The organism is Enterobacter sp. Tr-810, from assembly GCF_011752765.1.
Lineage (GTDB): Bacteria > Pseudomonadota > Gammaproteobacteria > Enterobacterales > Enterobacteriaceae > Enterobacter > Enterobacter soli.
Window position 1 is genome coordinate 310,100 of sequence record NZ_VWWW01000001.1, and the last position, 26,816, is coordinate 336,915.

General features: G+C 54.5%; 24 protein-coding genes. 9 read left to right on the forward strand and 15 right to left on the reverse strand.

The genetic code is table 11. The features are described from left to right. The first annotated feature begins 97 nt into the window (after window positions 1–97). Entirely contained in the window at window positions 98–2,212 is a 2,115-nt protein-coding gene (gene pqqU / locus F3J30_RS01365; RefSeq protein ID WP_166715406.1) for a TonB-dependent receptor PqqU, read from the forward strand. A gap of 37 nt (window positions 2,213–2,249) precedes the next feature. On the opposite strand, the gene F3J30_RS01370 is transcribed toward pqqU, so the two are convergent. The 4 genes from F3J30_RS01370 to F3J30_RS01385 form a co-directional block, all read right to left on the reverse strand. Then, window positions 2,250–3,791: a methyl-accepting chemotaxis protein gene (locus tag F3J30_RS01370; RefSeq protein WP_166715407.1), complete on the reverse strand. Its 1,542-nt coding sequence runs from the start codon at window positions 3,789–3,791 to the stop codon at window positions 2,250–2,252. 186 nt (window positions 3,792–3,977) lie between these two features. Then, the gene (locus F3J30_RS01375; protein WP_014070425.1) at window positions 3,978–4,646 is read right to left on the reverse strand and encodes a GntR family transcriptional regulator; all 669 of its coding nucleotides are present in this window, start codon (window positions 4,644–4,646) and stop codon (window positions 3,978–3,980) included. 249 nt (window positions 4,647–4,895) lie between these two features. Beyond that, window positions 4,896–5,936, reverse strand: coding sequence for an NADP-dependent oxidoreductase (locus tag F3J30_RS01380; protein ID WP_166715408.1), 1,041 nt, complete (start codon window positions 5,934–5,936; stop codon window positions 4,896–4,898). A 65-nt stretch (window positions 5,937–6,001) separates the two neighbouring features. Next, entirely contained in the window at window positions 6,002–6,577 is a 576-nt protein-coding gene (locus F3J30_RS01385; protein WP_014070427.1) for a helix-turn-helix domain-containing protein, read from the reverse strand. Window positions 6,578–6,727: 150 nt separating this feature from the next. Between F3J30_RS01385 and mddA the strand changes: the two genes are divergently transcribed. Further along, on the forward strand, window positions 6,728–7,246 hold the full coding sequence (gene mddA, locus F3J30_RS01390; protein ID WP_166715409.1) for an L-methionine sulfoximine/L-methionine sulfone acetyltransferase: 519 nt from the start codon (window positions 6,728–6,730) through the stop codon (window positions 7,244–7,246). Beyond that, window positions 7,243–7,692 (forward strand): DMT family transporter, encoded by a 450-nt coding sequence (locus tag F3J30_RS01395; RefSeq protein ID WP_166715410.1) that lies wholly within the window; start codon window positions 7,243–7,245, stop codon window positions 7,690–7,692. Before mddA ends, F3J30_RS01395 begins: the two co-directional genes overlap by 4 nt. Here the strand turns inward: F3J30_RS01395 and F3J30_RS01400 are convergent. Both F3J30_RS01400 and F3J30_RS01405 read right to left on the reverse strand, forming a co-directional pair. Further along, entirely contained in the window at window positions 7,689–7,922 is a 234-nt protein-coding gene (locus tag F3J30_RS01400) for a YdcY family protein (protein WP_166715411.1), read from the reverse strand. The genes F3J30_RS01395 and F3J30_RS01400 overlap by 4 nt on opposite strands. 96 nt (window positions 7,923–8,018) lie before the next feature. Beyond that, window positions 8,019–9,617, reverse strand: coding sequence for an ABC transporter substrate-binding protein (locus F3J30_RS01405; protein ID WP_166715412.1), 1,599 nt, complete (start codon window positions 9,615–9,617; stop codon window positions 8,019–8,021). A 283-nt stretch (window positions 9,618–9,900) separates the two neighbouring features. On the opposite strand from F3J30_RS01405, the gene F3J30_RS01410 reads away from it, so the two are divergent. The 3 genes from F3J30_RS01410 to F3J30_RS01420 are packed head-to-tail and all read left to right on the forward strand — an operon-like array spanning window position 9,901 to window position 16,404. Then, a complete protein-coding gene (locus F3J30_RS01410; protein WP_014070432.1) occupies window positions 9,901–11,247 on the forward strand; it encodes an SrfA family protein in 1,347 nt (448 codons plus the stop codon). Window positions 11,248–11,251: 4 nt separating this feature from the next. After that, the gene (locus tag F3J30_RS01415; protein WP_166715413.1) at window positions 11,252–14,233 is read left to right on the forward strand and encodes a virulence factor SrfB; all 2,982 of its coding nucleotides are present in this window, start codon (window positions 11,252–11,254) and stop codon (window positions 14,231–14,233) included. Beyond that, the gene (locus F3J30_RS01420) at window positions 14,230–16,404 is read left to right on the forward strand and encodes a virulence factor SrfC family protein (protein ID WP_014070434.1); all 2,175 of its coding nucleotides are present in this window, start codon (window positions 14,230–14,232) and stop codon (window positions 16,402–16,404) included. Before F3J30_RS01415 ends, F3J30_RS01420 begins: the two co-directional genes overlap by 4 nt. A gap of 17 nt (window positions 16,405–16,421) precedes the next feature. On the opposite strand, the gene F3J30_RS01425 is transcribed toward F3J30_RS01420, so the two are convergent. Further along, on the reverse strand, window positions 16,422–17,192 hold the full coding sequence (locus tag F3J30_RS01425) for an alpha/beta hydrolase (protein WP_014070435.1): 771 nt from the start codon (window positions 17,190–17,192) through the stop codon (window positions 16,422–16,424). An 86-nt stretch (window positions 17,193–17,278) separates the two neighbouring features. Continuing rightward, complete coding sequence (locus F3J30_RS01430) at window positions 17,279–17,452, reverse strand: GhoT/OrtT family toxin (RefSeq protein ID WP_014070436.1); 174 nt, start codon at window positions 17,450–17,452, stop codon at window positions 17,279–17,281. Window positions 17,453–17,697: 245 nt separating this feature from the next. Between F3J30_RS01430 and F3J30_RS01435 the strand changes: the two genes are divergently transcribed. The 3 genes from F3J30_RS01435 to F3J30_RS01445 are packed head-to-tail and all read left to right on the forward strand — an operon-like array spanning window position 17,698 to window position 18,592. Further along, on the forward strand, window positions 17,698–18,024 hold the full coding sequence (locus F3J30_RS01435; protein ID WP_014070437.1) for a DUF1971 domain-containing protein: 327 nt from the start codon (window positions 17,698–17,700) through the stop codon (window positions 18,022–18,024). A gap of 27 nt (window positions 18,025–18,051) precedes the next feature. Then, window positions 18,052–18,405 (forward strand): DUF1971 domain-containing protein, encoded by a 354-nt coding sequence (locus tag F3J30_RS01440; protein ID WP_014070438.1) that lies wholly within the window; start codon window positions 18,052–18,054, stop codon window positions 18,403–18,405. Between the two features lie 4 nt (window positions 18,406–18,409). Beyond that, window positions 18,410–18,592, forward strand: coding sequence for a DUF1869 domain-containing protein (locus F3J30_RS01445; protein WP_014070439.1), 183 nt, complete (start codon window positions 18,410–18,412; stop codon window positions 18,590–18,592). A gap of 41 nt (window positions 18,593–18,633) precedes the next feature. On the opposite strand, the gene F3J30_RS01450 is transcribed toward F3J30_RS01445, so the two are convergent. The 7 genes from F3J30_RS01450 to F3J30_RS01480 all read right to left on the reverse strand — a co-directional run bounded on the left by F3J30_RS01450 (window position 18,634) and on the right by F3J30_RS01480 (window position 26,797). Continuing rightward, window positions 18,634–19,614, reverse strand: coding sequence for an acyltransferase family protein (locus tag F3J30_RS01450; RefSeq protein WP_166715414.1), 981 nt, complete (start codon window positions 19,612–19,614; stop codon window positions 18,634–18,636). Window positions 19,615–19,717: 103 nt separating this feature from the next. Then, window positions 19,718–21,142 carry an aminobutyraldehyde dehydrogenase gene (gene patD, locus F3J30_RS01455; RefSeq protein ID WP_166715415.1) on the reverse strand — a complete coding sequence of 475 codons (1,425 nt, stop codon included), beginning with the start codon at window positions 21,140–21,142 and terminating at the stop codon, window positions 19,718–19,720. A 24-nt stretch (window positions 21,143–21,166) separates the two neighbouring features. Next, on the reverse strand, window positions 21,167–21,973 hold the full coding sequence (locus tag F3J30_RS01460; protein WP_166715416.1) for an ABC transporter permease: 807 nt from the start codon (window positions 21,971–21,973) through the stop codon (window positions 21,167–21,169). Then, the gene (locus tag F3J30_RS01465; RefSeq protein WP_166715417.1) at window positions 21,963–22,907 is read right to left on the reverse strand and encodes an ABC transporter permease; all 945 of its coding nucleotides are present in this window, start codon (window positions 22,905–22,907) and stop codon (window positions 21,963–21,965) included. Before F3J30_RS01465 ends, F3J30_RS01460 begins: the two co-directional genes overlap by 11 nt. A 1-nt stretch (window position 22,908) precedes the next feature. Continuing rightward, window positions 22,909–23,922, reverse strand: a complete 1,014-nt coding sequence (locus F3J30_RS01470) for an ABC transporter ATP-binding protein (protein WP_166715418.1) — start codon at window positions 23,920–23,922, stop codon at window positions 22,909–22,911. A 17-nt stretch (window positions 23,923–23,939) separates the two neighbouring features. Continuing rightward, window positions 23,940–25,085: a putative ABC transporter substrate-binding protein YdcS gene (gene ydcS, locus F3J30_RS01475; protein WP_166715419.1), complete on the reverse strand. Its 1,146-nt coding sequence runs from the start codon at window positions 25,083–25,085 to the stop codon at window positions 23,940–23,942. Between the two features lie 302 nt (window positions 25,086–25,387). Next, entirely contained in the window at window positions 25,388–26,797 is a 1,410-nt protein-coding gene (locus F3J30_RS01480) for a PLP-dependent aminotransferase family protein (RefSeq protein ID WP_166715420.1), read from the reverse strand. Window positions 26,798–26,816 lie beyond the last annotated feature (19 nt).

Below are 26,816 nucleotides of genomic sequence, written 5' to 3' on the forward strand. Positions count from 1 at the left end.
CAATGTGCGGTTATAGTTTTCAAAAGATTTACAAAAGATTTAACATGTATGCACATGTTCCATTTGGTTCGTTTTTTTTCCTCAAGCGGTTTACTCCATGAAAATCTTTTCTGCCTCTAAGGCAACCTTTCCGCTGCTGCTGGTTCCTGTTGTTTTCGCCCCTGCCGTCTCGATGGCCGCAGAAGAACAGACCATGATCGTCAGCGCCACCCCGCAAACCGTATCGGAACTCGATACTCCAGCGGCGGTTAGCGTCGTCAACGGGGACGATATGCGCCAGGCGGCTCCGCGCATCAACCTTTCGGAATCCCTCGGCAGTGTGCCGGGTCTGCAAATCCAGAACCGCCAGAACTATGCGCAGGATTTACAGTTATCCATGCGTGGCTTCGGCGCACGTTCAACCTTCGGCGTGCGCGGGATCCGTATGTATGTGGACGGTATCCCGGCAACCATGCCTGACGGCCAGGGCCAGACGTCCAACATTGACCTCACCAGTGTGGACACCGTTGAAGTGTTGCGCGGGCCGTTCTCAGCGCTCTACGGCAATGCGTCTGGCGGCGTTATCAACATCAACACCCAGACCGGGCAACAGCCGCCAACCATTGAAGCCAGCAGCTATTACGGCAGCTACGGCACCTGGCGCTATGGTATGAAAGCCACCGGTGCAATGGGTGATGGCACGCACGCGGGCGATGTGGATTACACGGTATCGACAACCCGCTTCACCACCAAAGGCTACCGTGACCACAGCGGCGCGCGCAAAAACCTCGCCAACGCCAAACTGGGCGTGCGTATTGATGATGTCAGCAAGCTGACGCTGATGTTTAACAGCGTGGACATGAAAGCCAACGATCCGGGCGGCCTGGACTACCAGGAGTGGCGAGACAATCCGCGTCAGTCGCCGCGCGGGGATCAGTACAACACCCGTAAAACCATCAAGCAGACGCAGGCCGGGCTGCGCTATGACCGTCAGTTAAGCGCCCAGGACGACCTCAGCGTGATGATGTACGCGGGTGAACGTGAAATGACGCAGTATCAGTCCATTCCGTATCAGCCGCAGCTGAAAGCCACCCACTCCGGTGGTGTGATTGACATGCAGCGCCATTATCAGGGCATTGATACTCGCTGGACGCACAAAGGCGAGTTGCTGGTTCCGGTTACCTTTACCACCGGGCTGAACTACGAAAACATGAGCGAAGATCGCCGGGGTTATCAGAACTTCGTCATGAATAACGGCGTCCCAGACTACGGCGTCAAAGGCGAAAAACGCCGCGATGAACGTAACCTGATGTGGAACGTTGACCCTTATCTGCAAACCAGCTGGCAGCTGACACAGAAGCTCTCGGTGGATGCGGGTGTGCGCTACAGCTCCGTGTGGTTTGACTCTAACGACCATTACGTTACCCCGGGGAATGGTGATGACAGCGGCGATGCGAGCTATCACAAGTGGCTTCCGGCCGGTTCGGTAAAATATGCGCTGACCGATGCATGGAATCTGTATGCCGCAGCGGGACGTGGGTTTGAAACGCCGACCATTAACGAGCTCTCTTACCGTTCAGATGATAAAGGCGGGCTGAATATCGGCCTGAAGCCGTCGACCAACAACACCTATGAAGTGGGCAGCAAAACGCGTATCGGCAATGGCCTGCTGACGGCCGCATTGTTCCGTACCGACACTGATGACGAAATTGTGGTGGATGCGAGCTCTGGCGGGCGCACCAGCTATAAAAACGCCGGTAAAACGCGTCGTCAGGGTGTGGAAGTTTCCCTCGATCAGCAGTTTGCCGAGAACTGGAAGCTGAAGATGGCGTGGACGTATCTGGACGCCACCTACCGCACCAACGTCTGTAGCGATGCCGACTGTAACGGTAACCGGATGCCGGGCATTGCCCGCAACATGGGTTACGCATCCTTTGGCTGGCAGCCTGAAGAAGGCTGGTATGCCGGTACCGATGTGCGCTACATGAGCGATATCATGGCCGACGACGAAAACACGGCGAAAGCCCCGTCTTACACGGTTGTAGGCCTGAATACCGGGTATAAATTCAATTACGGTAACTGGGGAATGGACGTGTTTGGTCGCGTTGATAACCTGTTCGACAAAGAGTATGTCGGCTCAGTGATTGTGAACGAATCTAACGGGCGGTATTACGAACCGGCACCTGGCCGTAACTACGGTGTTGGGATGTCAGTCTCCTACCGCTTCGAGTAAGCAAACACCCGGCAGCGTCCTGCTGCCGGGTTGTTTATTACGCAGCCTGCGCGCTCTGTTCAAGACGGAACGCCGCCACCAGCTCTTCCAGTACGCGCGCCTGATCTTCCAGCGCCCCTGCCGCCGTGGACGATGCCCCCACCAGCGAGGCATTTTGTTGCGTGGTGGTATCCAGCTCCATCACCGCCCGTGAAATCTGTTCGATCCCGCGGCTCTGTTCCTCAGACGCGGACGAGATTTCACCCATGATGTCATTCACCCGGGTGACCGATTCCACCACCTGCTCCATCGTCTGCCCGGCCTTCACCACCAGGTCGCTGCCTGTGGTGATGCGGTTAACCGATTCACTGATCAGCAGTTCGATATCCTTCGCCGCCTGCGAACTGCGCTGGGAAAGGCTACGCACTTCGCTGGCCACCACCGCAAATCCACGCCCCTGCTCACCCGCCCGCGCCGCTTCCACCGCAGCGTTCAGCGCCAGAATATTCGTCTGGAACGCGATGCTGTTGATAACCGCAGTGATGTCGGCAATTTTTTGCGAACTGGTGTTGATATCGTTCATGGTGTTGACCACATCGCGCATCACGCGCCCGCCGTGGGTGGCGGTCTGCGAGGCTTCCGCTGCCAGCTGGCTGGCATGACGGGCGTTATCGGCGTTGTTTTTCACCGTAGCGGTTAACTCTTCCATGCTGGCTGCAGTTTCTACTACTGCTGCGGCCTGCTGTTCAGTGCGCGAAGAAAGATCGGTATTCCCTTCGGCGATATCGCTCGCCGCCTGAGAAACCTGCGCCACGCTGTTACGCACATCACCAATCATCGAACGCAGCGTGTCGTTCATGCGCCCCATTGCCCCGGTGAGTTTGCCCAGCTCGTCGTTGCCCTGCGCGCGGATATCAGAACTGAGGTCGCCACTGGCGATACGTTCAGCCAGTAACAGGTTATGTTTTACCGGTCGGGTGATTTGGCGAGTCACCCACCATGACACCAGGATGCCAAAGAGGATGGCAATCACGCCGACAATCGCCGTAATGGTGCTGGAGCTGTAGGCCAGTGCATCATTGTGGGCTTTTACCAGAGCGATAATATCCCGGATGGCGGCACTGCTGTTATCGCCAGCGGTTTTGACGTTATCTTCGGCTGTTTTCAGCGCCTGCTCTGCCGTCGCATCACCCTTATTGGCTTTTACAGCGGCCATTGCGGTCTGCATGTCTTGCACACCCGTGCCAAACTGCGCCAGGTGTTCGGCAATCGCGTCAACGATTGGGGCTTCTTTTGCCGTCCAGCTCAGTTTTTTGGCTTCAGCCGTTAATTCTTCGGCATGTTTCACATACCCGGCCAGAAGCTGACCCGATTTTTCATCCCCGTTATAGAGGTACTTGAGTCGGTTAATCTTCGCCTGGAATACTTCAATATTGATATTGTAGATAAGGTTGGTCTGTTGATATACATCGCGGATTTCTTTGAAGCGCAGCACACTCATGGCGGTTGAAACCGCCACCAGCAGCAATACCACACCAAAACCCGCTGAAAGCTTTTTGCTCATTTTTATATTACGTAATCGAAGGCTAATACTAAACATCCTGGGCTCCTTAAAAGGCAAATGTGCCTTTACCCGTTATCGGCAGGATGTGGGGTTATTTCATAGCGGCGTTGGTCTTACCTGTAGAAAAATGAAATAACGTTCCCGGTGACATCGTGCCACCAGGAAATTATTTATATAATGAATATTTGAAATTAAAAGATGCGACCTGTAGTAAATAATTCCTTAACTAAAATATTGCCGTTGTAAAAGTACATTCGCTTCATCAATCAGAGTATCAATCGCTTCCTGGCTGGCTTCCACATCTCTTCTTTCGAGTGCAGACAGCAGCTCAGCATAGTGATACGGCGAGGCAGTGATGTCGTTCAGCCCCTCATGCAGGTAGTTGATACACGGCCCAATTCGCACCCACAGCTGCTCAATAAGTGCGCTGAGCGTTGGCATGTCGGCATATTGATAAAGTGTGAAACGGAAAATACGGTTGGCATTTAGCGCCTGCTGAACATTTCCATTGCGCATGGCCTGATGGAAAAGATCCGACAGCTCGCGCAATGCCGCAAGCTTCGCATCAGACATGCGCTCACAGGCCGCGGCGACAGCCATAGGCTCAAGTTGTTTTCTGATGGCGTTAATTTCGTTATAGCGTTCCAGCGTCACTTCAGGCACAAGGAACGCCTGAGCCGGTGTCGCATGAAGCGCGCCAGCTGACACCAATCGCAACAACGCCTCGCGGACCGGAGTAATACTGGTGCCTAATTTATCGGCAATCTCTTTAGTAATCAGCCTGGCTCCCGGTTTCAACGAACCGGTAATTAATGCCCCTTTCAGACTGATTTCGACCTGCATGGTAAGACTGACGCGCTGTGCCTTTTCTAAATTATCCAAATCAAGCATGTTCAATTCCCGTAGCCAAAACAAAATGCTATTTTTCAGCGTCCGTGAAAATACGACGCCGCTAGATATATCCTGTATCATGGTGCCTGGTATTGGGAAATGCGCTTAAAACGCAAATATTACACATTTTGTTTTTTTACTCTCCCCGCTCAGCGATGCTGAGGGTGAAGAGGATGTGCTGGTTTAATTAAAGACAATATATCGTATCTTCACAAATATTTATGGCGGGTATTCCCGCCATAATCGGATTTATTTGTTTTCAGTCGCGACACGTATCACGACTTTGCCGAAGTTTTTCCCTTCAAGCAGGCCAATCAGCGCCTTGGGCGCATTTTCCAGCCCATCAATAACCTGTTCACGATAGTGGATTTTACCTTCCTGCACCCAACGTCCCATTTCCGCCTGGAACTCCAGGACGCGGTGACCGTAATCTTGCCCGATGATAAAACCCTGCATCCGGATGCGTTTTTTGAGGATAGTCGCCATTAACAGCGATAAACGGTCCGGGCCATCCGGCAATCCGGTGGCGTTATAACCACTCACCAGGCCACACACCGGCACGCGCGCCGAGGTATTCAGTAACGGCAGCACGGCATCAAAGACTTTGCCTCCGACGTTTTCGTAATACACATCAATCCCGTTCGGACAAGCTTTCGCCAGCTGCGCCGCGAAGTCGTCCGCATAGTGATCCAGGCAAAGATCAAAACCTAAAATCTCGGTGGCATAGCGGCATTTCTCTGCTCCACCCGCAACGCCAATGACCCGGCAACCTTTAATTTTACCGATTTGCCCAACCGTGGCACCCACCGGCCCGGTGGCCGCGGCAACCACCAGCGTTTCTCCCGCTTTTGGCTGCCCGATGTCCAGTAACCCCATATAGGCGGTAAAACCTGGCATCCCCAGCACGCCAAGTGCCCAGGAAGGATGCGCCGGGTTTTCACCCAGTTTCACCAGACCGCTGCCGTCGGACAGCTCATACTCCTGCCAGCCGCTGTAACCCAGCACCCACTCACCCGGTTTGAAATCCGGATGATTTGACTGCTCAACGCGGCTGACGGTACCGCCCACCATCACCGCGCCAATTTCTACCGGCGGCGAATAAGACGGGGCATCGCTCATGCGACCACGCATATAGGGGTCAAGAGACAACCACTCGGTGCGCAGCACTATCTGCCCCGCAGCAGGTGTCGGGACTGGCTGCGCTTCTGAACGGAAATTCTCAGCGACCGGCGCGCCATGTGGACGAGAGGCCAGAACCCAGCGACGATTTTGCAGTGGCGATTGACTCATATCGTGTTCCTTATTGTGCAAATGTCATTAGAGACTAGCCCCTTATGTTGCAGGCCGCTTTAGCATTACGAGCCTGACTGATTAAGCCGAACGACCAGATAAATACAGGAATTTTCGGTTTCATTGATAAAACGGCAGTCGTTGGGCGGCCCCAGCTCCAGGCAGTCTCCGGCTTTCATTTCGTGGCGGGTATCGCCTTCCTGAAATACCAGTTCGCCTTCCTGTAACCAGATAAGCTGACGAGCCAGCGCATAGGACGAAGCGGGCATGGGGACATCACTGCCCGCAGGCAATTCCACTTGTACCAGGTCGATAGGAAGATCGGTTCTCGGTGAAACGTGGCGGCGAAGATAGTGGCTTTGCGGATCGCGCCAGACCGGCTGATTCGCCAGGCGCAGCAGTTTTCCTTCCTGCATTTCGGCTCTGGCAATCAATGTGGACATGCTGATTCCAAACGCGCCGGATAAACGGGCAAGCAAGGTCGCCGTTGGGCTACTGTCCCCACGTTCAATCTTATGGATCATGGCGCGCGAGACGCCTGCCCGGTCGGCAAGCTCGCTCAGAGACCAACCGCGCGACTCGCGTTCAATGCGAATTCGTGCGCTAATCCGTTGATTCATATTGTCTGTAATAGTGTTCATGACGTCATACTATAGTGTATGAACGGCAATTCAATGGTGTTTTCATAACAAAAAAATATGGCTTATGCCGTAGCGATTTGATGCGACAGTTGTGTAATATCGTGTCAAACACGTACTACTATAGTGAACAACACATTCAGAGGTTCAATCATGATAATTCGCCACGCCAGCAAAGAAGACTGCGCCGCCATCGGTGAGATCTACAACCACGCGGTAGTGCATACCGCAGCAATCTGGAACGATAAAACCGTAGATACCGATAACCGTATCGCCTGGTATGAAGCGCGTATTCTGGTGGGCTACCCGGTGCTGGTCAGTGAAGAAAACGGCGTGGTGACTGGGTATGCCTCATTCGGCGACTGGCGCGCCTTCGATGGCTTCCGCCATACGGTTGAACACTCGGTCTACGTTCACCCGGAACACCAGGGTAAAGGTATTGGCCGCCAGCTGATGAAAGCCCTGATCGTTGAAGCACGTAATATTGGCAAGCATGTGATGGTGGCCGGAATAGAAGCGCAAAACCATGCGTCTATTCATCTGCACGAGACACTTGGCTTTGTCACTACCGGACAAATGCCGCAGGTCGGCACCAAGTTTGGCCGCTGGCTGGATTTAACCTTTATGCAGTTGCAGCTGGACGAGCGCACCGACCCGGACGCCATTTCATGAATCAATCACTGACGCTGGCATTTCTGGTGGCGGCGGGTATTGGCCTGGTGGTGCAGAACACCTTAATGGTGCGCATCACCCAGACCTCCTCCACGATCCTCATCGCGATGTTGCTGAACTCACTGGTAGGGATTGTCCTGTTCGTCAGCATCTTACTGATTAAGCAAGGTACAGCCGGATTTAGCGAACTGGCATCTACCGTACGCTGGTGGACGCTGATCCCCGGTTTGCTGGGCTCGTTTTTTGTGTTTGCCAGTATCAGTGGGTATCAGAACGTGGGCGCTGCCACCACCATTGCCGTGCTGGTCGCAAGCCAGCTTATTGGTGGGCTGGTGATGGATGTACTGAGAAGTAACGGCATCCCACTGCGCGCACTGATTGGCCCAGGATGCGGCGCAGTGATGCTGGTCGTGGGAGCCTGGCTGGTGGCAAGGCGGCAATTTTAAAGGATGGTGCCGCCCTTAGTCAGGTGCTCCTGGCGTGCTTCCATCTCTTCTTTGTGCTGCTTACCGTGATGCGCAATCGCGGTACGCAGTCGCTGCTGCTGGGTAAAGCGCTCTTCGCGACTCAGCTCAGCATCATCGCTCAGTTCGATAAGCAGTTCATTCATGTGAGTTATAACGCTCTCTTCAAGCGCGGCGTCCACACGGGCAGTCACTTCGTTTAAATGTGACATTGTCACTCCTTGAGAATTGCCGGGTGACGGCTACGACTTACCTGGCCTACAGGGGGAACCGTAGGCCCGGTAAGCGAAGCGCCACCGGGCATAAGATCAGTTCAGCTTCGCTTTCGAGAAATCGCTTCCCATCAGGCTCACGCTGTATCCCGTAATATTACTACGGGTAGCATAGAACGTCTTCCCGTTTGCCAGCGCAATCCACGGCGCCTGCTGGTAGAAGATCTCCTGCGCCTGGCTGTAGAGTTTCGCGCGCTCGGCCGGGTTGCTGGTAAGCTTGGCTTTCTGTACCAGGCCATCATAACCCTTGTCGCACCAGCGCGCGGCGTTTGAACCGGTCTTGATGCTGTTGCAACCCAGCAGCACGTCGGCAAAATTATCCGGGTCACCGTTATCCGACATCCAGCCAAACAGCGCAGAATCGTGCTCGCCTTTACGCATTCCGGAGAGGTACTCGCCCCACTCGTAAGAGACGATTTTCGCCGTCACGCCCACTTTCGCCCAGTCGGCCTGGATCATCTCCGCAATACGGCGAGAGTTCGGGTTATACGGACGCTGCACCGGCATCGACCACAGCGTTACCTCTGCGCCCTTCTCCAGTCCGGCCTGCTTCAGCAGCGCCTTCGCTTTCTCAGGATCGTAACTGTAATCTTTCAGATCCTTATTAAAGCCCATCATATTTGGCGGAATAGGTGATTTTGCCACTGTACCGGAGCCCATAAAGACTGCGTTAACGATCGCTTTTTTGTCGGTCGCATAGTTAAGCGCCTGGCGAACCAGCACGTTATCAAACGGTTTTTTCTCGGTGTTAAACGCCAGATAGCCCACGTTCAGCGCATCCACGGAATGCAGGGTCAGATCTTTGTTGTTTTTGATAACATCAAACTGCACCGGAGATGGCGCAGGGATAATCTGGCATTCGTTGGTTTGCAGCTTCGCCAGACGCGTTTCCACGTTCGGCGTGATGGAGAAAATCAGGTGTTTGGTCGGCACCGCGCCATCCCAGTAGTTCGGGTTCGCGATGTAGCGGATCAGCGAATCCACTTTGTACTGCTGGAGCACATATGGCCCGGTACCAATCGGCCAGGTATCCACGTTCTCTGGCGTTCCCTTTTTCAGCATCACATCCGCATATTCCGCAGACAGAATAGAGGCGAAATCCATCCCCCAGTCGGCCAGAAATGCGGCATTCGGTTCGCTCAGGGTGAACTGGACATGGTAATCATCAATCTTTTTAACGTCCTGAATCAGCTTATCCAGGCCTACGTCGTTAAAGTATTCGTAATTGCCCTTCGATACATCGTGATACGGGTGTTTAGGGTCTTTCTGACGCATGACGGAGAAAATAACGTCATCGGCATTAAAATCACGGGTCGGTTTGAAGTATTTATTGCTGTTGAACTTGACCCCTTTACGCAGCGTAAAGGTATAGGTCTTGCCGTCCGGGGAAATGGTCCATGACTCCGCCAGCGACGGAACCGGGGTATTTTTTACCGGGTCAAAGTTAATCAGGCGGTTGTACAGTACCTGAGAGCTGGCGACAAAAGAGGGGCCGGAGCTGGCAATCTGTGGGTTGAATGACTCAGGCGAGGCTTCAGAACAGTAAATAATGGTGTCGTTGTTCGCCGCCCATGCGGCACTTGCCGGTAAAAGAGTGCTCAGCGCAAGCGCGAGCAGCGTTTTCCCTGTAGACATGGTTATAACCCTTTCGGTTTTATTATATAGGACAGTAATAACAGCACAGCCCGGATGGACTGGCAAATAACGAAACACTATCAGGTTATTCTAAAGCAGTGCTTTTCGCTGGTTTTACAGCCAGTGACTCTGAAATTGATTTGCCTTAAGTGCCATTATTCGTCAAGCACAACCGTCACGATCAATGCCGCAAGAAATCCCCCCTTTTAGCCTCTCTTCCTCCGTTTGCTTGATGAGCAGTTTCGTTAAAGTAACGGTGTGAAGAAGTAAATGGGACCAAATCGTGGCAAAAACTCTTTTACGCAGCGGTAATCTGGATGACTTTCAGGCCGTTGGCGGCGGCGGACAGGCCGTTTTTGAATCAGCGTTGCAAATCCGTGAAGCACTTCGCCTGCGAAAACAGCAGGCCATTGTCGATTGTCTGGCTATCCCTCAGGTCAATGATGGTGGCGACCGCGTAGACTGGTATTCACCGGTTGACGGGATGGTCACCAGCTGGAAAGCTGCCGACGAAGATACCCGCTTCCGCGCCCTGCGCTATCTGGAAAACACCCTCGCGAGCGTTGAATCGCTGAGTAAAAAGTGCCTCCAGTCGCCTAAAACTGCGCAACAACTTTTTGGCTCCCTGCTATCTAAAGCCTTTCAGTTTCCTGGTGAAAACTTCCTGTTTTTGCTTGATGGCAAACCGGTTATCACGTTCTGGGGCTTTGTGAATCTTAACGAGAACGCCCGCGATGACGTTCTTGAATGCCTGCGCGAGTCGCTTATTCCTGAACCTGCGCCCGTGGTGATTGAAGATCCAGAACCCGAACCGGAACCCGCTCCGGTCATCACGTTTGAACAGGCCGACGAACCGCTGATGACACCGGCGACGGTGGTGCGTATTACGCCAGAAGATCTGTATGAGCCGGAGCCAGCACCCGTTGTCATTCCTCCCGTCGAGGAAGCCCAGCCGGCACCGGAAATCGTGCGCAAAAAGCGTCGTGTCCCGCTTTGGTCCCTCCCTGTTGCGGCGGTGCTGGTTGCCGCGGTTGCCGCTCCGCTGCTGTGGCCAAAACAAGCGCCATCCCAACCAGTTGACCCCGCTCCTGCGCCGACGCCTGTGGCTATTGCCCCACAGCCGGTGAAAACTGTTGAACCGCTGCCAATGAATCTGCCTCTGCATCAGGCTGAAGTGCTGGTGGCAAAGGTTAAAGAGCCAGAGCCTGCTCCGGTGCAAGCCACGGTGGTGATTGCCGCTATCCCGAAAGATGCCATGGTGATGGACGCAAACCAGGTGAAAGCCGGTTCAACCCGTTTCCTCAACGGCAGCTGGCGCGCCATTCTGGATGTAAAAGATCCGGTCACGGGCAAACCACCGTCATTACGCTTCCAGATCCAGAACAACAAGGGCTTTGCCCGCGTGGTACACGGCGACAATATTGTGTGTCGGACCGACGTATTTTCCGGGTTACACAGCAATGGCGAGCTGATGATCAAAAGTCGTGGCAACGCGCGCTGCACCGATGGCTCGCGCTATCCGATGCCTGAGATCGCCTGTAAAGCCGGAACCAGCGATGTGGCGGAATGCAGCGCACGTTACGATGCCAAAACCATCGTTCCATTGACGTTCAAGAAAGCAGGTGCATGACCCTATGCTGGTAAATCTTTGCGACTATAAACAAAGCGTTACGCTTATTGCCAATAGCGGCGTGCAATTCCTTGATTTTGGTCTGACCCCGCAGGACACCGCCAGCAATGGTCGGTTTGTCCGAAAAACGGCCAATGGCCCGCTGCTGCGTCTGGACTTCGATTTGGTTAATGGGCGCTACACGCTGCCAGGCACCGGGGGCGCGCAGCCCGAAGTGGTTAAGCCGGAAAGTACGATCCCACTGCATCAGTCCCTGACGGTTCTGGATGGCGTGTGGCTTCCGGTGCCTTTCTTGCGCTTTAACCCGCCGCGCACCTTTGTCGATGGCCCGGATAACTGGGCTCGCGTTCAGGTACGTAAGCTTGATGAGCCAGACAGCGCCGGTAATACCCACCGGGTAACGTTTGCGCTCGACAGCCAGATTGCCGAACACGCCACATCCGCCCTTTCGCCCGTCGGAAACGATATCCTGAACGGCACGCGCTTTGCGCTGGCCTGGCGCGATGACGAAGTGGACAGTTTCCTTGACCAGACCTGGATTGACGGCTGGCTGCGTGAAGCATTCAGCCAGTTCGCGACAGGCGTGGAAAACCGTTCTGAACGCGACCTGCAACAGGCGATGCGCAGCTTTGAATACCAGGCCCACTGGCTGAACATGCTGACCATGCTCGGTGAGCAGCTCACCGTGCCAGAGGTGAAGTTTGTTACCCACACGCTCAGCACGCCAGCCATTCCAGTCGACCTCATCCTCGACGTCGGTAACACCCATACCTGCGGCGTGATCATCGAAGATCACGGCGATGCCAACGACGGACTGCGTCAGACGGCTGAGCTCCAGGTGCGCTCCCTGAGTGAACCGCAGTTCCTTAATGAGCCGCTTTTCACCAGCCGCCTTGAGTTTTCTGAAGCGCGTTTTGGCAAGCAGCATTTCTCGGTTGAAAGCGGCCGTGAAGATGCTTTTGTCTGGCCTTCTATCGTGCGAGTGGGCGATGAAGCCCGCAAGCTGGCGATGCAGCGCCTGGGAACCGAGGGCAATAGCGGGATCTCCAGCCCACGTCGCTACCTGTGGGACGAAACCCCAGTGGTGCAGGACTGGCGTTTCAGCCAGATGAACAGCAAAACCCAGCGTGAGCCGTTAGCGACTGCCTTCCCGCTGATGAACCTGATGAACGACGACGGCGAGCCGCTCTTTACTCTGCCACAGGATGAGCGTCTGCCTGTGTTTTCACCGCAGTACAGCCGCAGCACCCTGATGACGCACATGCTGTGCGAACTGCTGGCCCAGGCTCTGGGGCAGATCAACAGCGTGGCAACGCGTCTGCGCCTGGGGTTCCCTGCTTCACCTCGCCAGCTGCGCACCCTGATCCTGACGCTGCCTTCCGCCATGCCAAAACAGGAGCGCGAGATTTTCCGCCGCCGCATGTTTGAAGCCATCGCGATTGTCTGGAAAGCCATGGGCTGGCACCCGCAGGATGAAGATTTTGCCAGCCGTAAGCAGCAGGAAAAGAGCGTCGTTCCGGTACCTGAGATCCAGATGGAGTGGGACGAAGCCAGCTGCGGCCAGCTAGTGTGGCTTTACAACGAAGCTATCTCCCATTTCGGCGGGCAGACTGAAGCGTTCTTCGCCTCTCTTGCTCGCCCGGACAGAGCGCCAGAGCCAGGGGTGAACCCCGCTCGTTCCCTACGCGTTGCGTCCATTGATATTGGCGGCGGCACCACGGATATGGCGATCACGCATTATGCGCTGGACGATGGCTCGGGTAACAACGTCAAAATCACGCCACAACTGCTGTTCCGCGAAGGCTTTAAGGTAGCGGGTGATGACACCCTGCTGGACGTGATCCAGCGTTATGTCTTACCAGCCCTGCAAACTCAGCTTCAGAAATCCGGCATTGCCGATGCATCAATGCTGATGGCGTCGCTGTTTGGTGATTCCGGGCGTATCGACACGCAGGCGGTGTTACGCCAGCAAACCGCGCTCCAGCTGTTTATGCCAATCGGCCACGCTATTCTTGCCGCCTGGGAGAGCAGCGATATCGACGATCCACTTGCCGGACTGCACGCAACCTTTGGTGATTTGCTGAACCAGAAACCCACCCGTAACGTGATGGGTTATCTGCAACAGGCCATTGACCACGCCCTGCCTGCGGGCTCGGCGGAATTTGATCTGTTCGCAGTGCCGCTGCACGTGAATTTCCGCGAAATGCAGGACGCGATGCTGGCAGGCCAGTTTACGCTGGCGGCCCCGCTCCATGCCGTTTGCGAAGCGATTTCACATTACAGCTGCGATATTTTGCTGATCACGGGCCGTCCTGGCTGCCTGCCGGGTGTTCAGGCGTTGATTCGCCACCTGCAACCTGTACCGGTCAACCGCATTGTCTGGCTGGATAAATATCAGGTACATGAATGGTATCCGTTCAGCCAGCAGGGACGTATTGGCAATCCGAAATCCACTGCCGCAGTGGGTGCGATGCTGTGCAGCCTGGCGCTTGACCTGCGCTTGCCACGCTTTAATTTTAAAGCCGCCGATATTGGCGCGTACTCCACCGTGCGTTATCTGGGTGTGCTGGATAACACAGTGAACACGCTACGCGAGGACAACGTCTGGTATCAGGATATCGATCTCGACAAACCAGGGGCAAAACTTGACGCTCGCCTGCACTTCCCGTTGCGCGGAAATGTGACCCTGGGCTTCCGTCAGCTGGCGAACGCACGCTGGCCGGCGACACCGCTGTACACCCTGAGCATCAACTCTGCCGAGCTGGCAAAAGCCATTGCCGGAGATGGCGTGCTGAATGTGCGCCTGAAACTTAGCGGCGGGAGTAAGCACGAAGGGCCAGAATCCTTTGAGCTTAGCGACGCCTGGCTCCAGGATGGCACCCCGGTTCCGGCTGATGCCTTAACGTTTAAACTGAATACCCTGGCCGATCGCCGTCACAGCGGAAGCCACTACTGGATCGACAGCGGGAGCGTATACCTGAAATGACTGCGATGACTGCCACCACTCAGGCCATAATCGAGTGGATCAACGACACGCGCCAGCACGCTCCAGTTCTGGATAACGACGCTGACGCACTGCTGGCACGGGTCAATGCCGCCCAGGCACGCGAGCAGGCTATCGATCGTGCACTGGCAAGCCGCAGCAGTATCGGGCTTTACGGACATTCTCAGGCGGCAAAAGCGCATCTGCTGGCCTCCCTGTGCGGTAGCGGCAACGCCCGCCTGAATGTCGTCCCGGGGCAACGCACTTTTGATTATTTTTCACATATCAACCCTGGCCACGCGCTGACCAATATGGCCGTGCGATTCACCCGAGAAAGTCGCGATATCGCCGATGAGGCGTTTCCGTTGCGTCTGAGTCTGGTGACGGAGGCAGAGCTGGTACAGCTGTTTATTGCCCGCACCACGCTGCATCCGCAGATCCGCCCGGTTGATAAATCCGTGATTGAGACGCGCCTGGAAAAATGGCGCGCACTTCGCCAGCCTCAGGGCGTGCCGGGCATTACCGCTCAGGAAGTAGGTGCCATTGCACGCTTCTGGCAAAGCACGGTGCCAGGCGCTAAACAACAAATGGATGATGCGCTCTGGCATCAGTTTGCCCTTCTGGTGCCATCTCTTGATTTAAGCACCCGCGCAAGCGTCTGGTCATTGCTGTGGGGAGAACAACAAGAACTGACCCAACAGTGGCTGAAGCTGGCTCATGTCCTGCATCAGACGAGCCATGCCAGCGAACTTGCCGCACCGCTCAGCCTGCTGGTGGATAACTTCGGTCTGCCGAGCGAAGGTTTTCTGACTCACGGCGCGTTGACGTCACCTGAGTCACAGGAAACGTTGCTTCACCCGCTTAACAACGGTGAGATGCTCAACGCCATCAGTATTCCTGTGGATGTGCTGGCCTTCCTGACCCGCGAACTGGTGCTCCCGGTTGAAAACGCAGTTCTGGATAACGTGGATATCATTGATATTCCGGCGTTCTCAGACAGCAGTAGTCCGCTGCTGACCCAGGCAAAATGTTTGTGGCTGCTGGAGCATTATCGCCAGCAGCTTCAGCCGGATGTGCTGGTTATCTGTAACGCTACAGCGCAACATGAGCAGACGGCAAAAATCGCAAAAGTGCTTCTTAACTGGGTTAAGGAGACGCAGCCGTCCGTTGATTCTGCCCTGCCGGGGCTGGTCTGGGCGATTACCCCACATGATGCCCGCTTTACCACCAAACAAAACCTCGACGAAGCAGTCCAGCAATTGCTTGGCAAACCCGGCCAACGCTGGGGCACATTACAAGCACTGGATAGCCACAGTATGCAGCGCGTGGTTGAGTGGTTGTCTCAGGCAACGCTGTCAGCACAGCGCCAGACCCGTCTTCGTACCCTGAAAACGTTGTTGCAGAAGGAATTATCCGCCCTGATGCAAAGCTATCTGGCACCTGCGACGCTGGAACCAGGCGCAAGACGTGCTCAGGCCGAAAACATGGTCCGAATGCTCCAGGCCAGTGCTGCGCGACACGGCGAGTTGCTGGAAGGCCTTCTCCCGCCGCTTAAAGCCTTCGAAACGCTGTTAGCCGTTCAGCAACCGCGTGAGGAGCAGGTCAACGGGTTGTTTACCGATGTGATTGACCTGTTCGCGGAAAATGCCCAGGAGAATAGCAGCCCGTTCCAGACAAAAGACAAAGCCAGGTTGGCACACAAGGTGTGGATCAATCACCTGCGCCAGTGGAGCCGAAATGAAGCCGCCGCCGCCCGCTTAGGCCTGGAGCCAGCGGTGTTACAGCAAATTGCGGATGTCCTGGTCACCAGCAGCTATCGTCTGGATCTGGCGCAACAACTTCAGCGTATTGTCGAAGCAGATAAAAGCAGTGCGGCGCAGTTACATGCCGTGATGGGGAATTTCATCGGCTGGCTGGGTTACGAACAGACACCTGTTACAGACCGCCCAGCCAGCCGGGTGCGCAAAGGCCAGCCTATCTTTGTCACCCCGGTGGTTAACAGCGCGACACCCCGTCTGACGCATCTGGGTGAACAACCTGTTCACGCTGCAACCGTCTACGTTTACGACTGGCTGGTTGCGCTGTACAGCCGGGCTACCGAGAACATCGATTACCAGGGCCCGTACGATGTCCAGCCCAGCGCCCGCCAGGCCTTACAGGCTATTTTGCGCTAGCCCATGTCAGCCCGCAGTCATGCGGGCTGCTTTTTACCCGTCATACAATCAGATAACGCCTGAGCCAGTGCCGAAGGGTTTTCCCACGACATCGAGTGACCCGCCGCAGGGATGATTTTCACCGCAACTCCTTTGCCTTTTAGCGAATCCACATCCTTATCAGGCAGTGAGATTTCCCCAAAAATAAGCGTAATCGGGCAGCTTAATGACAAGAACTGCGCTTCCCAGTCAGGGCTGGCGCCCTCAACCAGGCTTGTGGCACCACGCCACACCGCAAAAGGCGCGTTACTTTGCAGGCTACCCGCCCACGCAGAGGTTTCAGCGGCAAGCAACTGAGCATAGCCGTGGTCAATAAATTGCGGTTCAGACTGCGCGGCAATGCTACGGCTGAACATGCCGCCACCGGCATGAAAATTAGGTTCAGAGACGATTAAGCCGTTGAGGCGTGCCTGCATCAACACCGCAGTTTCGATGGCAATGCTGCCGCCCATACTGTGCCCATAAAGCCAGAAGGTTTTGACGCCAATATTGTCGAGCAATTCAGCAACCACCCGGGCCTGATCGCCCGTTTTATAGCTGTAGTGCTCGGGTTTGTCGCTGTATCCACTGCCGGGGAGATCAATAAGAATGGCCCTGCGCGCACCAAAATTCGGGTCACAGACAACACGCGGATATTCATAGGACGAGGCGCACCCCAGGCCGTGGATAAACACGACGGGATCACCAGAACCAGGGAGGTCTTGCCAGCGCACACTGCAACCCGCGCGCCGAGAGTAGAAACTGTTCATGAGCACTCCTTTTTCGATGCACTGTTTATTTATACAGGCATCAATGGCGGAATGCTATGTTCATCTTTTAAAACTGGAAGCGTGCTTCAGAAAAGCGATATCAGCAACGCGACAGGAAAGCTCATCGGCCAGGTAGAACCCACAAGGAAAGCGCTCAGCAGGCGGATGCGTTTACGGTCTTTAGACAGGAACCAGGTAATGAACGCGCTGATGGTTGCCATGATTGCGTAAAAAACCAACATTTTTTGATACAACGTCATCCTGCTTACCCAAACTGTCAAAAATAACCGCACGCAATATGCGTCATATGTTGATACAGATCAAGTTTTTTCGTTACACAATAACCACTTAAAAATAACGGGTAATAACAATTAGGTATTTTGCGTTACATCTCATGAGGATGGGGGATCACCTTTTTTGATAACATGCATTATAAATGCACTTTTTGATAAATTCTCACTCGCAGAAAGCGCTCTAATAAAGCCAGACTTTAGAGGGAGGAAACATGCTACGCATTCCGCAAAGTTGTATTCATACCCGTTCCACCCCTTTCTGGAACAAAGAGACTGCCCCCGCAGGGATTTTTCAGCGTCATCTTGATAAGGGCACACGCCCGGGCATTTACCCTCGCCTGTCCGTTTCGCAGGGTGCAGTACGTTATTTAGGCTATGCTGATGAATTCACACCAGAACCGGATAGCGAACTCATTATTCACGCAGGCCACTTCGGTGTCTTCCCCCCGGAACGCTGGCACCATATCGAGGTGATGAGCGACGACACCCTGTTCAATATCGACTTTTTTGTCGAGCCTGATGTGCTGAAGTCTCTTTAAGTGTCTGACACTGATAAGGAAACCATTATGTTACGTATTCCTGAGAATTTTGTTCATACTCGCGCAACGCCGTTCTGGAACCATGAGACAGCACCAAAAGCGCTCTTTACTCATCACAATACTAAAGCAGGTGTATACGGCCGTTTATCTGTGATGCAGGGTGCCGTGCGCTATTTCGGCTTCCCGGATGGTAACGCCACCGAACCGGATCTGGAGCTGGTGATTGAAGCCGGTTCATTTGGTATTTCCCCGCCAGAAAAATGGCATCGTATTGAGCTTTTGACCGACGATACCTGGTTTAATATCGACTTTTTCGCCGACCCGGATGTCACCCTCCAGGGCGCAGGCATCGGAAAAGTGGTTAACACGCATAAGGAGTAACATCATGGGCAAAGCAACCTATACCGTCACGGTCACCAACAATAGCAACGGTGTCTCGGTGGACTATGAAACGCAAGCCCCGATGGAGCTCTTAATTCCGGATGTCGCCGCAGACGTGGTTAAAGACCTGGTGAATACCGTACGTGCTTACGATACGGAAAATGAGCACGAGGTGTGTGGCTGGTAGTTTGTTGGCCGGGTGAACAGCCCGGCCAGATTTTCTTCGCATTATTTAATACCCGCGCCGTTAAATTTACCGTACAGCGCCGGCAGCCATTTTTTCATGATGGCAAAAATGAACCATGACAAAATAAAAGCTGAAACCAGATTCACCGTTGATACTTTCACCCCCTTCGATTCAAGCCAGGGAACGATGAAATAAAGCAGGAATGGATGGATGAGATAAATACCCAATGAAAAATCTCTCCCAGCTCTGGAAATCAGGTTTTCTTTGGTTGAGGTATTCGCACAAATCGCCAGCAGAGCCACTGCTACAGGTACGCTGAACAGAGGGAATTGCCTTTCACGTGCATACCCGTCAATGAACCATTGGCACAGTGGGACCTCAAGCATCATCAGCATTATCCCCGCAATGAACAGAGTCCATGCCATTGTGTTGCTTATCTTACTCAGTAGTCCCTCTTTTGCGAGCAGGTATCCCATGTACACTAGCGGAATACCCAACAGGCTTCTGAACACATAGAACATGTAGTTTCTCTCGGCCGGGATGTTGAACGCCTGCCCAATATCACTGAGCCAGTACCCGGCTAAAAGCAACAGCGCAATCACCAGCCCCGTTGCTGTTTTTACATTCTTAATCATGTAATTGGTGAGCATTACGCCTGACATAAGCGCCGTGATAAACCACAGATGGAAAAAGGTTCCTGACCGTAAGGTGTCAAACGAAAAAACACGGATAAATAGCGTCGTAATATCGCTATTAGCACTGAGGTAAATTATCGGAACGTACAGCAATGATGAATAAAATAAAATTCCGAATAATTTATTTAGTTTTTTACCAACATCGATGTTTCCCACCCCCCCCATTAAATACCCGGAGGCCAAAAAGAAAAACGGGACAGCCCAGCGCGACGCAGCACGGAATAAGTCAGCATTTGCCGGTGACATTTCAGGGTAAGACCCGGAATGCACGACGATAACAAAAAAGCTCGCAAAAAATTTAGCGAAATCTAAAGTGTTGTTTCTCATTAAAAAGTGCCAGCCTGATAGTTTCCAAAATCATATCATTCAAGCTGGCACCCATCTACAGCACGGTCACCACGCAACACGCAAAATCCCGAATATCAGACTTTTAGTGTTTAATCATGACGTGTCGCACGACCGTATAATCCTCCAGCCCATACACCGACATATCTTTCCCGTAGCCTGACAGCTTCATCCCCCCGTGCGGCATTTCGCTGACCAGCATAAAGTGGGTGTTGACCCAGGTGCAGCCATACTGCAAACGGGCGCTGAGACGGTGGGCGCGCCCCACGTCTTTGGTCCACACGGATGACGCCAGCCCATACTGAGAGTCGTTCGCCCAGCCCAGCACCTGCGCTTCGTCGTCAAATTCGGTCACGCTGACGACCGGGCCAAAAACTTCGCGCTGAACAATCGCATCGTCCTGTTTTGCCCCCGCCAACAGGGTTGGCTGGAAGTAATATCCTGCCCCCTCTTTTTTACTGCCGCCGGTGACTACGCGGATATGGCTCTGGGATTTTGCCTCGTCTACCGCCTTACAGACGCGTGACAGATGCGCAGCTGAGCTCAGCGGGCCAAGCTCTGTAGATTCATCCTCCGGGGCACCCATAGTCAGGGTGGCAACTGCGGCACCGAGTTTTTCCACCAGCGCGGCGTAAATTCCCTTCTGAGCATAGATGCGGCAGGCAGCAGTGCAGTCCTGACCGGCGTTGTAAAAACCAAAGGTACGCACGCCCTCCACGACCGCATCCAGGTCAGCATCATCAAAAACGATAACCGGTGCTTTGCCACCCAGCTCCATATGGGTCCGCTTAATCGATGATGCCGTATGGCCGATGATATGTTCCCCGGTGGCAATTGAGCCGGTCAGTGACACCATGCGCACCTTTTCATGCCCGGTTAGCGGATCACCCACGGTTTTACCGCGCCCGAACAGCACGTTCAGAACGCCTGCCGGGAAGATATCTTTTGCCAGTTCGGCCAGCTTAAGCGCCGTCAGCGGGGTGATTTCCGAGGGTTTGATAACCACACAGTTCCCTGCCGCCAGTGCAGGCGCCAGTTTCCATGCGGCCATCATCAGCGGGTAGTTCCACGGTGCAATAGACGCCACGACACCCACCGGGTCACGACGGATCATTGAGGTGTGGCCATCAAGATACTCTCCGGCGGCCAGACCGTTCAGGCAGCGCGCCGCACCGGCAAAGAAGCGGAACACGTCAACCACCGCAGGGATCTCATCCCCCGCCACGCAGTGCAGCGGTTTCCCGCAGTTAAGGGATTCCAGCTTAGCGAAGGTTTCGGCATGTTCTTCAATAACGTCAGCAAGTTTCAGCAAACACTCTGAACGGGTTTTCGGGGTAGTTTGCCCCCATTCAGCAAACGCACGATCGGCTGCCTGCACGGCTGCATCAACCTGTGCGGCAGAGGCTTCAGCGATTTCCAGCAGTACCTCTCCGGTGGCGGGATTAAACACGGGCTGTTTCTCGCCTTCGCCCGTAATCAGTTCACCATTAATGAGCAGTTGATTTTGCATAGCGTTGTCCTGTTGAAATCGAAGTTATTTCCCGCTGCCGGCAATATTTTCGCCGTCGCGGGTTAGCCACCAGGCTCCCAGAATAGGAATGGTTGTCACCAGCATCACCAACAGTGCTACCACGTTGGTAACCGGTACGTCACGCGGACGCCCAAGCTGGTTCAACAACCACAGCGGTAACGTGCGCTCGTGTCCCGCCGTAAATGTCGTGACGATGATTTCGTCAAACGACAGCGCAAACGCCAACATGCCCCCCGCCAGCAGGGCCGACCCAAGATTGGGCAGCACCACATAACGGAAGGTTTGCCAGCCATCTGCTCCTAAGTCCATCGACGCTTCCACCAGGCTCCAGGAGGTACGACGGAAACGGGCAATCACGTTGTTAAAGACCACCACCACGCAGAAAGTGGCGTGCCCGACAACAATAGTGAAAAAGCCCGGTTCAAGATTGATGGTTTTAAATGCGGTCAGCAGCGCCAGGCCGGTAATGATCCCCGGCAGCGCTATTGGCAGCAGCAGTAACAGCGAGATGGCATTCTTGCCAAAAAACTCACTGCGCCATAACGCCGCAGCAGCAAGCGTGCCAAGTATCAGCGCGATACCCGTCGATAACGCCGCGATCTGAAGTGACAACGTCACTGAGTCGATGATATCCCCACGCGCGGCCGCGATGCTAAACCACTTCAGCGTTAGCCCCTTCGGGGGAAAGCTAAACGCAGCATCTTCGGTATTAAACGCATAGGTCGCGATAATCAGCAGCGGGAAGTGCAGGAAAATAACCCCGCCCCAGGCTGCCACTTTCAGGAACAATGGTGCGCGTTCAGAGTGCATCGAACGCTCCCAGACGTTTCACGAACGCCAGATAGAGTGAAATAAGAACAATAGGAACCAGCGTGAACGCGGCGGCCATTGGCATATTGCCGATCGCCCCTTGCTGGGAATAGACCATATTGCCAATAAAGTAGCCCGGAGGCCCCACCAGCTGCGGCACGATAAAGTCACCCAGCGTCAGTGAGAAGGTGAAAATCGACCCTGCGGCGATGCCCGGGATCGCCAGCGGCAACACCACATAGCGGAAGGTCTGGCGCGGCCGGGCACCCAGATCGGCAGACGCCTGCAATAAAGAAGCAGGTAGCCGTTCCAGCGCCGCCTGCACCGGCAGGATCATAAACGGCAGCCAGATGTAGACGAACACCAGAAAACGCCCAAGCCCGGAGGTCGAAAGCGTATTTCCGCCAATTGCAGGCAGCGTGAGGATCGAAGTTAAAATCGGCTCCAGCCCCATATGGCTGAGAAACCACTGCGCCACCCCGTCTTTCGCCAGCAACAGCGTCCACGCGTAGGCCTTCACGATGTAGCTCGCCCACATCGGCAGCATCACGGCGATATAGAAAAACGCCTTCCACTTACCGCTGGTGTAACGGGCCATATACCAGGCCATCGGGAACGCCAGCACGGCGCTGGCAAGGGTGACCGCGATCGCCATGACCAGCGTTCGCACAATGATGTCGTAATTGGCCGGGTTGAAAAGTGCCTGGATGTTCGCAAAAGTGAGATCCGGCGTGACCGACATGGTGAAGTCGTCAAAGGTATAAAACCCCTGCCACAGCAACGTCAGGAGCGATCCCAGATAGACGATACCAAACCACATTAACGGCGCAATCAGCAGCAGGAACAGCCCGAGCGACGGTTTGCGCCAGAACAGCGCGGTAATGCGACTTAACCTGCCGTGGTGTGACGGAGTGTGTGAAACGCTCATATCCATTTCACCTCTCCTCATGCAGCAGGACCATAGCCTCGCGTGACCACGATGCCAGTACCTGCTGCCCCGGCTCCACGCCCGCAGGCACCGTTGCACCACTTAGATTTGCCTGACTCACCAGCAGTTTCTCACCGTCGGCCAGTTTGAGTTCAAAACGTGTTGCCGCCCCCTGATACTGCACCGCCTGCACCACCCCCTGCACCTGAACTTCACCGCTTTCATTCAGGCGAATATGTTCCGGGCGTAGCGAATACATGCCTTCCATGCCGCAAACGCGGTGCGCGATCCCGGCATCAAATACATTTGAGGTGCCGACAAAACTCGCCACGAATGGCGTACGCGGGCGCATGTACAGCTCACGCGGGGTATCGACCTGCTCGATACGGCCGTTATTGAAGACCGCCACACGGTCAGACATCGACAGGGCTTCGCCCTGATCGTGGGTGACGAAAATAAAGGTGATACCCAGTTCTTGCTGGAGCTTTTTGAGTTCGAACTGCATCTGTTCGCGCAATTTGAGATCGAGCGCACCTAAGGGTTCATCCAGCAGCAGTACGCGCGGCTCATTGACCAGCGCGCGTGCAATCGCCACGCGCTGACGCTGCCCGCCGGACAGTTGCGAAGGTTTACGGGCGACGGCAAAACTCAACCCGACTTTGTCCAGCGCTTCACGCGCCTGAGCGTGACGTTTTTTCTTATCGACACCTTTGACCATCAGGCCGTAAGCGACGTTGTCGAGAATAGACATATGCGGGAACAGCGCGTAATCCTGGAATACCGTGTTCACATCGCGCTCCCACGGGGGCAGTTCGCTGGCCTCTTTACCGAAGATTTTTATCGCGCCACCGCTTAACTGCTCAAACCCCGCGATCAGACGCAGGCAGGTGGTTTTGCCGGAGCCCGAAGGCCCCAGCATGGAGAAAAACTCCCCGTCACGGATACCAATGGTGACACCATCCACCGCCCGTACGTCACCGTACAGACGGGAAACATCATTGAACTCTACTGCGTACGTCATGTTCTGCTCCCGGGCGATTAACGGCCGCCCATGATGGCGATGTAATCCTGCGTCCAGCGGCTGTACGAAACATATTTGCCCCCTTCTGCAATCGGCGTTTTCCAGAACATAATTTTGTCGAAGTAGTTATAGCCGTTGGTTTCGCAGCCTTTGTCGCCCAGCAGTGTGCTGGCCTTACAGCCTTCAGCAACAACCGGTAACGAGCCAAACCATGCCGCCAGATCCCCCTGCAATTTTGGCGTCAGTGACCAGTTCATCCATTTGTAGGCGCACATCGGGTGTTTAGCTTCCGCATGAAGCATGGTGGTGTCTGCCCATCCGGTCACACCCTCTTTCGGGAAGACGGTGGCGATAGGCTGGTTATCTGCTTTGAGGGCGTTCGCCTGGTATGGCCAGGCGCTGGAGGCCACTACGCCTTCGTTTTTGAAGTCGCTCATCTGAACGGTTGTGTCATGCCAGTAGCGGTGGATAAGCGCATGTTGTTCGCGCAGAACTTTCAGGACCGCAGCATACTGTTTTTCCGTCAACTGATACGGGTCGGAGATCCCCAATGCCGGCTGAGTGGCTTTCACAAACAGCGCCGCATCAGCAATGTAAATCGGACCATCATAGGCCTGAACGCGGCCCTGGTTAGTTTTGCCGTCCGGCAGGTCTTGTTTCACAAAGACCACTTTCCAGCTGTCAGGCGGCGTCGGGAAGGTTTTGGTGTTGTACATCAGCAGGTTCGGCCCCCACTGATACGGCGTGCCGTAAACCTTACCGCCTACGTTAAACCAAGCCCCTTTAACAATGCGCGGATCGATGGTTTTCCAGTTGGGAATCAAATCAGGATTAATTGGCTGAACGCGTTTACCCGCAATCAAACGCAGGGACGCATCACCAGAGGCGGTTACCAGGTCATAACCGCCTTTTGCCATCAGGCTGACCATTTCATCGGAAGTGGCGGCGGTTTTGACATTCACCGCGCATCCGGTGTCTTTTTCGAATTGCGTTACCCAGTCATAGTTTTTATCGGTCTGACCGCGCTCGATATACCCCGGCCAGGCAATAATATCCAGTCGACCTTCACCTTCGCCAATCGCCTTTGGTGGCTCAGCGGCTTGCGCTGTCATGATAGTCATACCGAGCGCGCACAGGCTGCTGCGGGCAAATTTTTTGCTCATTAGATTTACTCCTGTCGCAATGAAATTTGGCGGCAGCCGTGCCGTAAAAATATCTCCCTAATTAAACGTAGACCGCGCAAATGGGCCGCACCCTGCGGCTTAAGGAAATTTCATCAGGTTGTGACCGAGGGCGCATTCCCCGTTAACTGGATTATAGACAAGGGGTTAGCGCTGAGAGGCGGTATGCGGATTTCCTATGATGCAAAAGAAAAAGCACCACTGGATATTCGCAGTGCTTTATCTGAGATAAGGATTGTTTATTTTTAAAGGGACATTACGCCCCGGAAATCTGGCGATAATTATTATTCCATCATCGTGCTTATTAATTTCCCTAACTGACTGACCGCCTGCTCCTCTCGTTCGTCCCACGCCCAGGAGGTATTAAAACGGAAGAACGGAGTCCAGGCGTCGGAGGTTGAAAACATTTTGCCCGGCGCGATGCTGATGTGGTGCTCCAGCGCTTTTTCGCTCAGCAACCCGGCATCCAGCGGCGCGGGCAGTTCCAGCCATAAGAAGTAGCCGCTGTCGTTGTGATGGATTTTCACCCCCGCAGGCATATGGCGCAAAAGCGACTGCCACGCCAACTGCTTACGTTCGGCCAGCGTGCGCCGCAAGCGGCGAAGATGAGCGTCATAGCGTTTTGTCGCCAGATAATCCACCAGCGCCAGCTGCATGGGCGAACTGGTGGATAGCGTGCTCATCAGCTGTAACTGCTGAATGCGTCGGGCATGTTTCCCGGCGGCCACCCAGCCGATACGAAATCCAGCCACCAGACACTTTGAAAATGACGAGCAGTGCAGCGTCATGTCCTGGGTGTCCCACGCTTTGGCCGGAAGCGGTTTTTCACGGCCAAAATAGAGCTCGCTGTAAACATCATCTTCAATCAGAGTGACGTTGTAACGGGTCAACAGCGCCACCAAATGCGCTTTTTTCTCCGCACTTAGCGTAAATCCAAGCGGGTTCTGGCTGTTGGTCATCAGCCAGCAGGCTTTGACCGGATATTCATTCAGCGCATGTTCAAGCGCGTTCAGATCGATCCCGTCGCGGACGTCAGTGGCAATCGACAGTGCTTTTAATTTCAGGCGTTCGAGCGCCTGAAGTGCGCCGTAAAAACAGGGGTTTTCGACAATCACCCAGTCGCCTGGCTCGGTCACCGCCTGCAAACTGAGGTTGAGCGCCTCAAGCGCTCCGGCGGTGATGACAATTTCTTCCGGCGAGATGTTCATCCCCTGCTGGGCGTAACGGCGGGCAATGGCATGACGTAAATCGACGTTACCCGGCGGCAGGTTTTCAATCACGCTCATGGCGGTGGCTGTTTTACTGACGTTAGCAAGTGAGCGGTTGAGTTGCTGGAGCGGAAAGAGCCGGGGATCAGGAAACGCCGAAGCAAAAGGCACCACAGAAGGATCGCGGCTGGCCTGCAACACGTCGAAGATATAGGTGTTGATATCCACCACTTCATCGCGCATCACCTGGGCGGGCGGCAAAGGTTGTTGCGTGGTCGGGCGCGAGGCAACGTAATAGCCCGACTGCGGTCTTGCGACAATCCTTCCCTGGCTTTCCAGCATCTGATAGGCATGGCCAACGGTCATGAAACTCATGCCGCTGCTCGCAACCTGCTCACGCAGGGAAGGCAGCTTATCGCCTGGCAGCCATGCGCCAAGCTCAATTTGCGAGATAATTTGTTGCGCCAGACGCTGGTATTTTTTCATCAGATTCTCCTTGCTGACC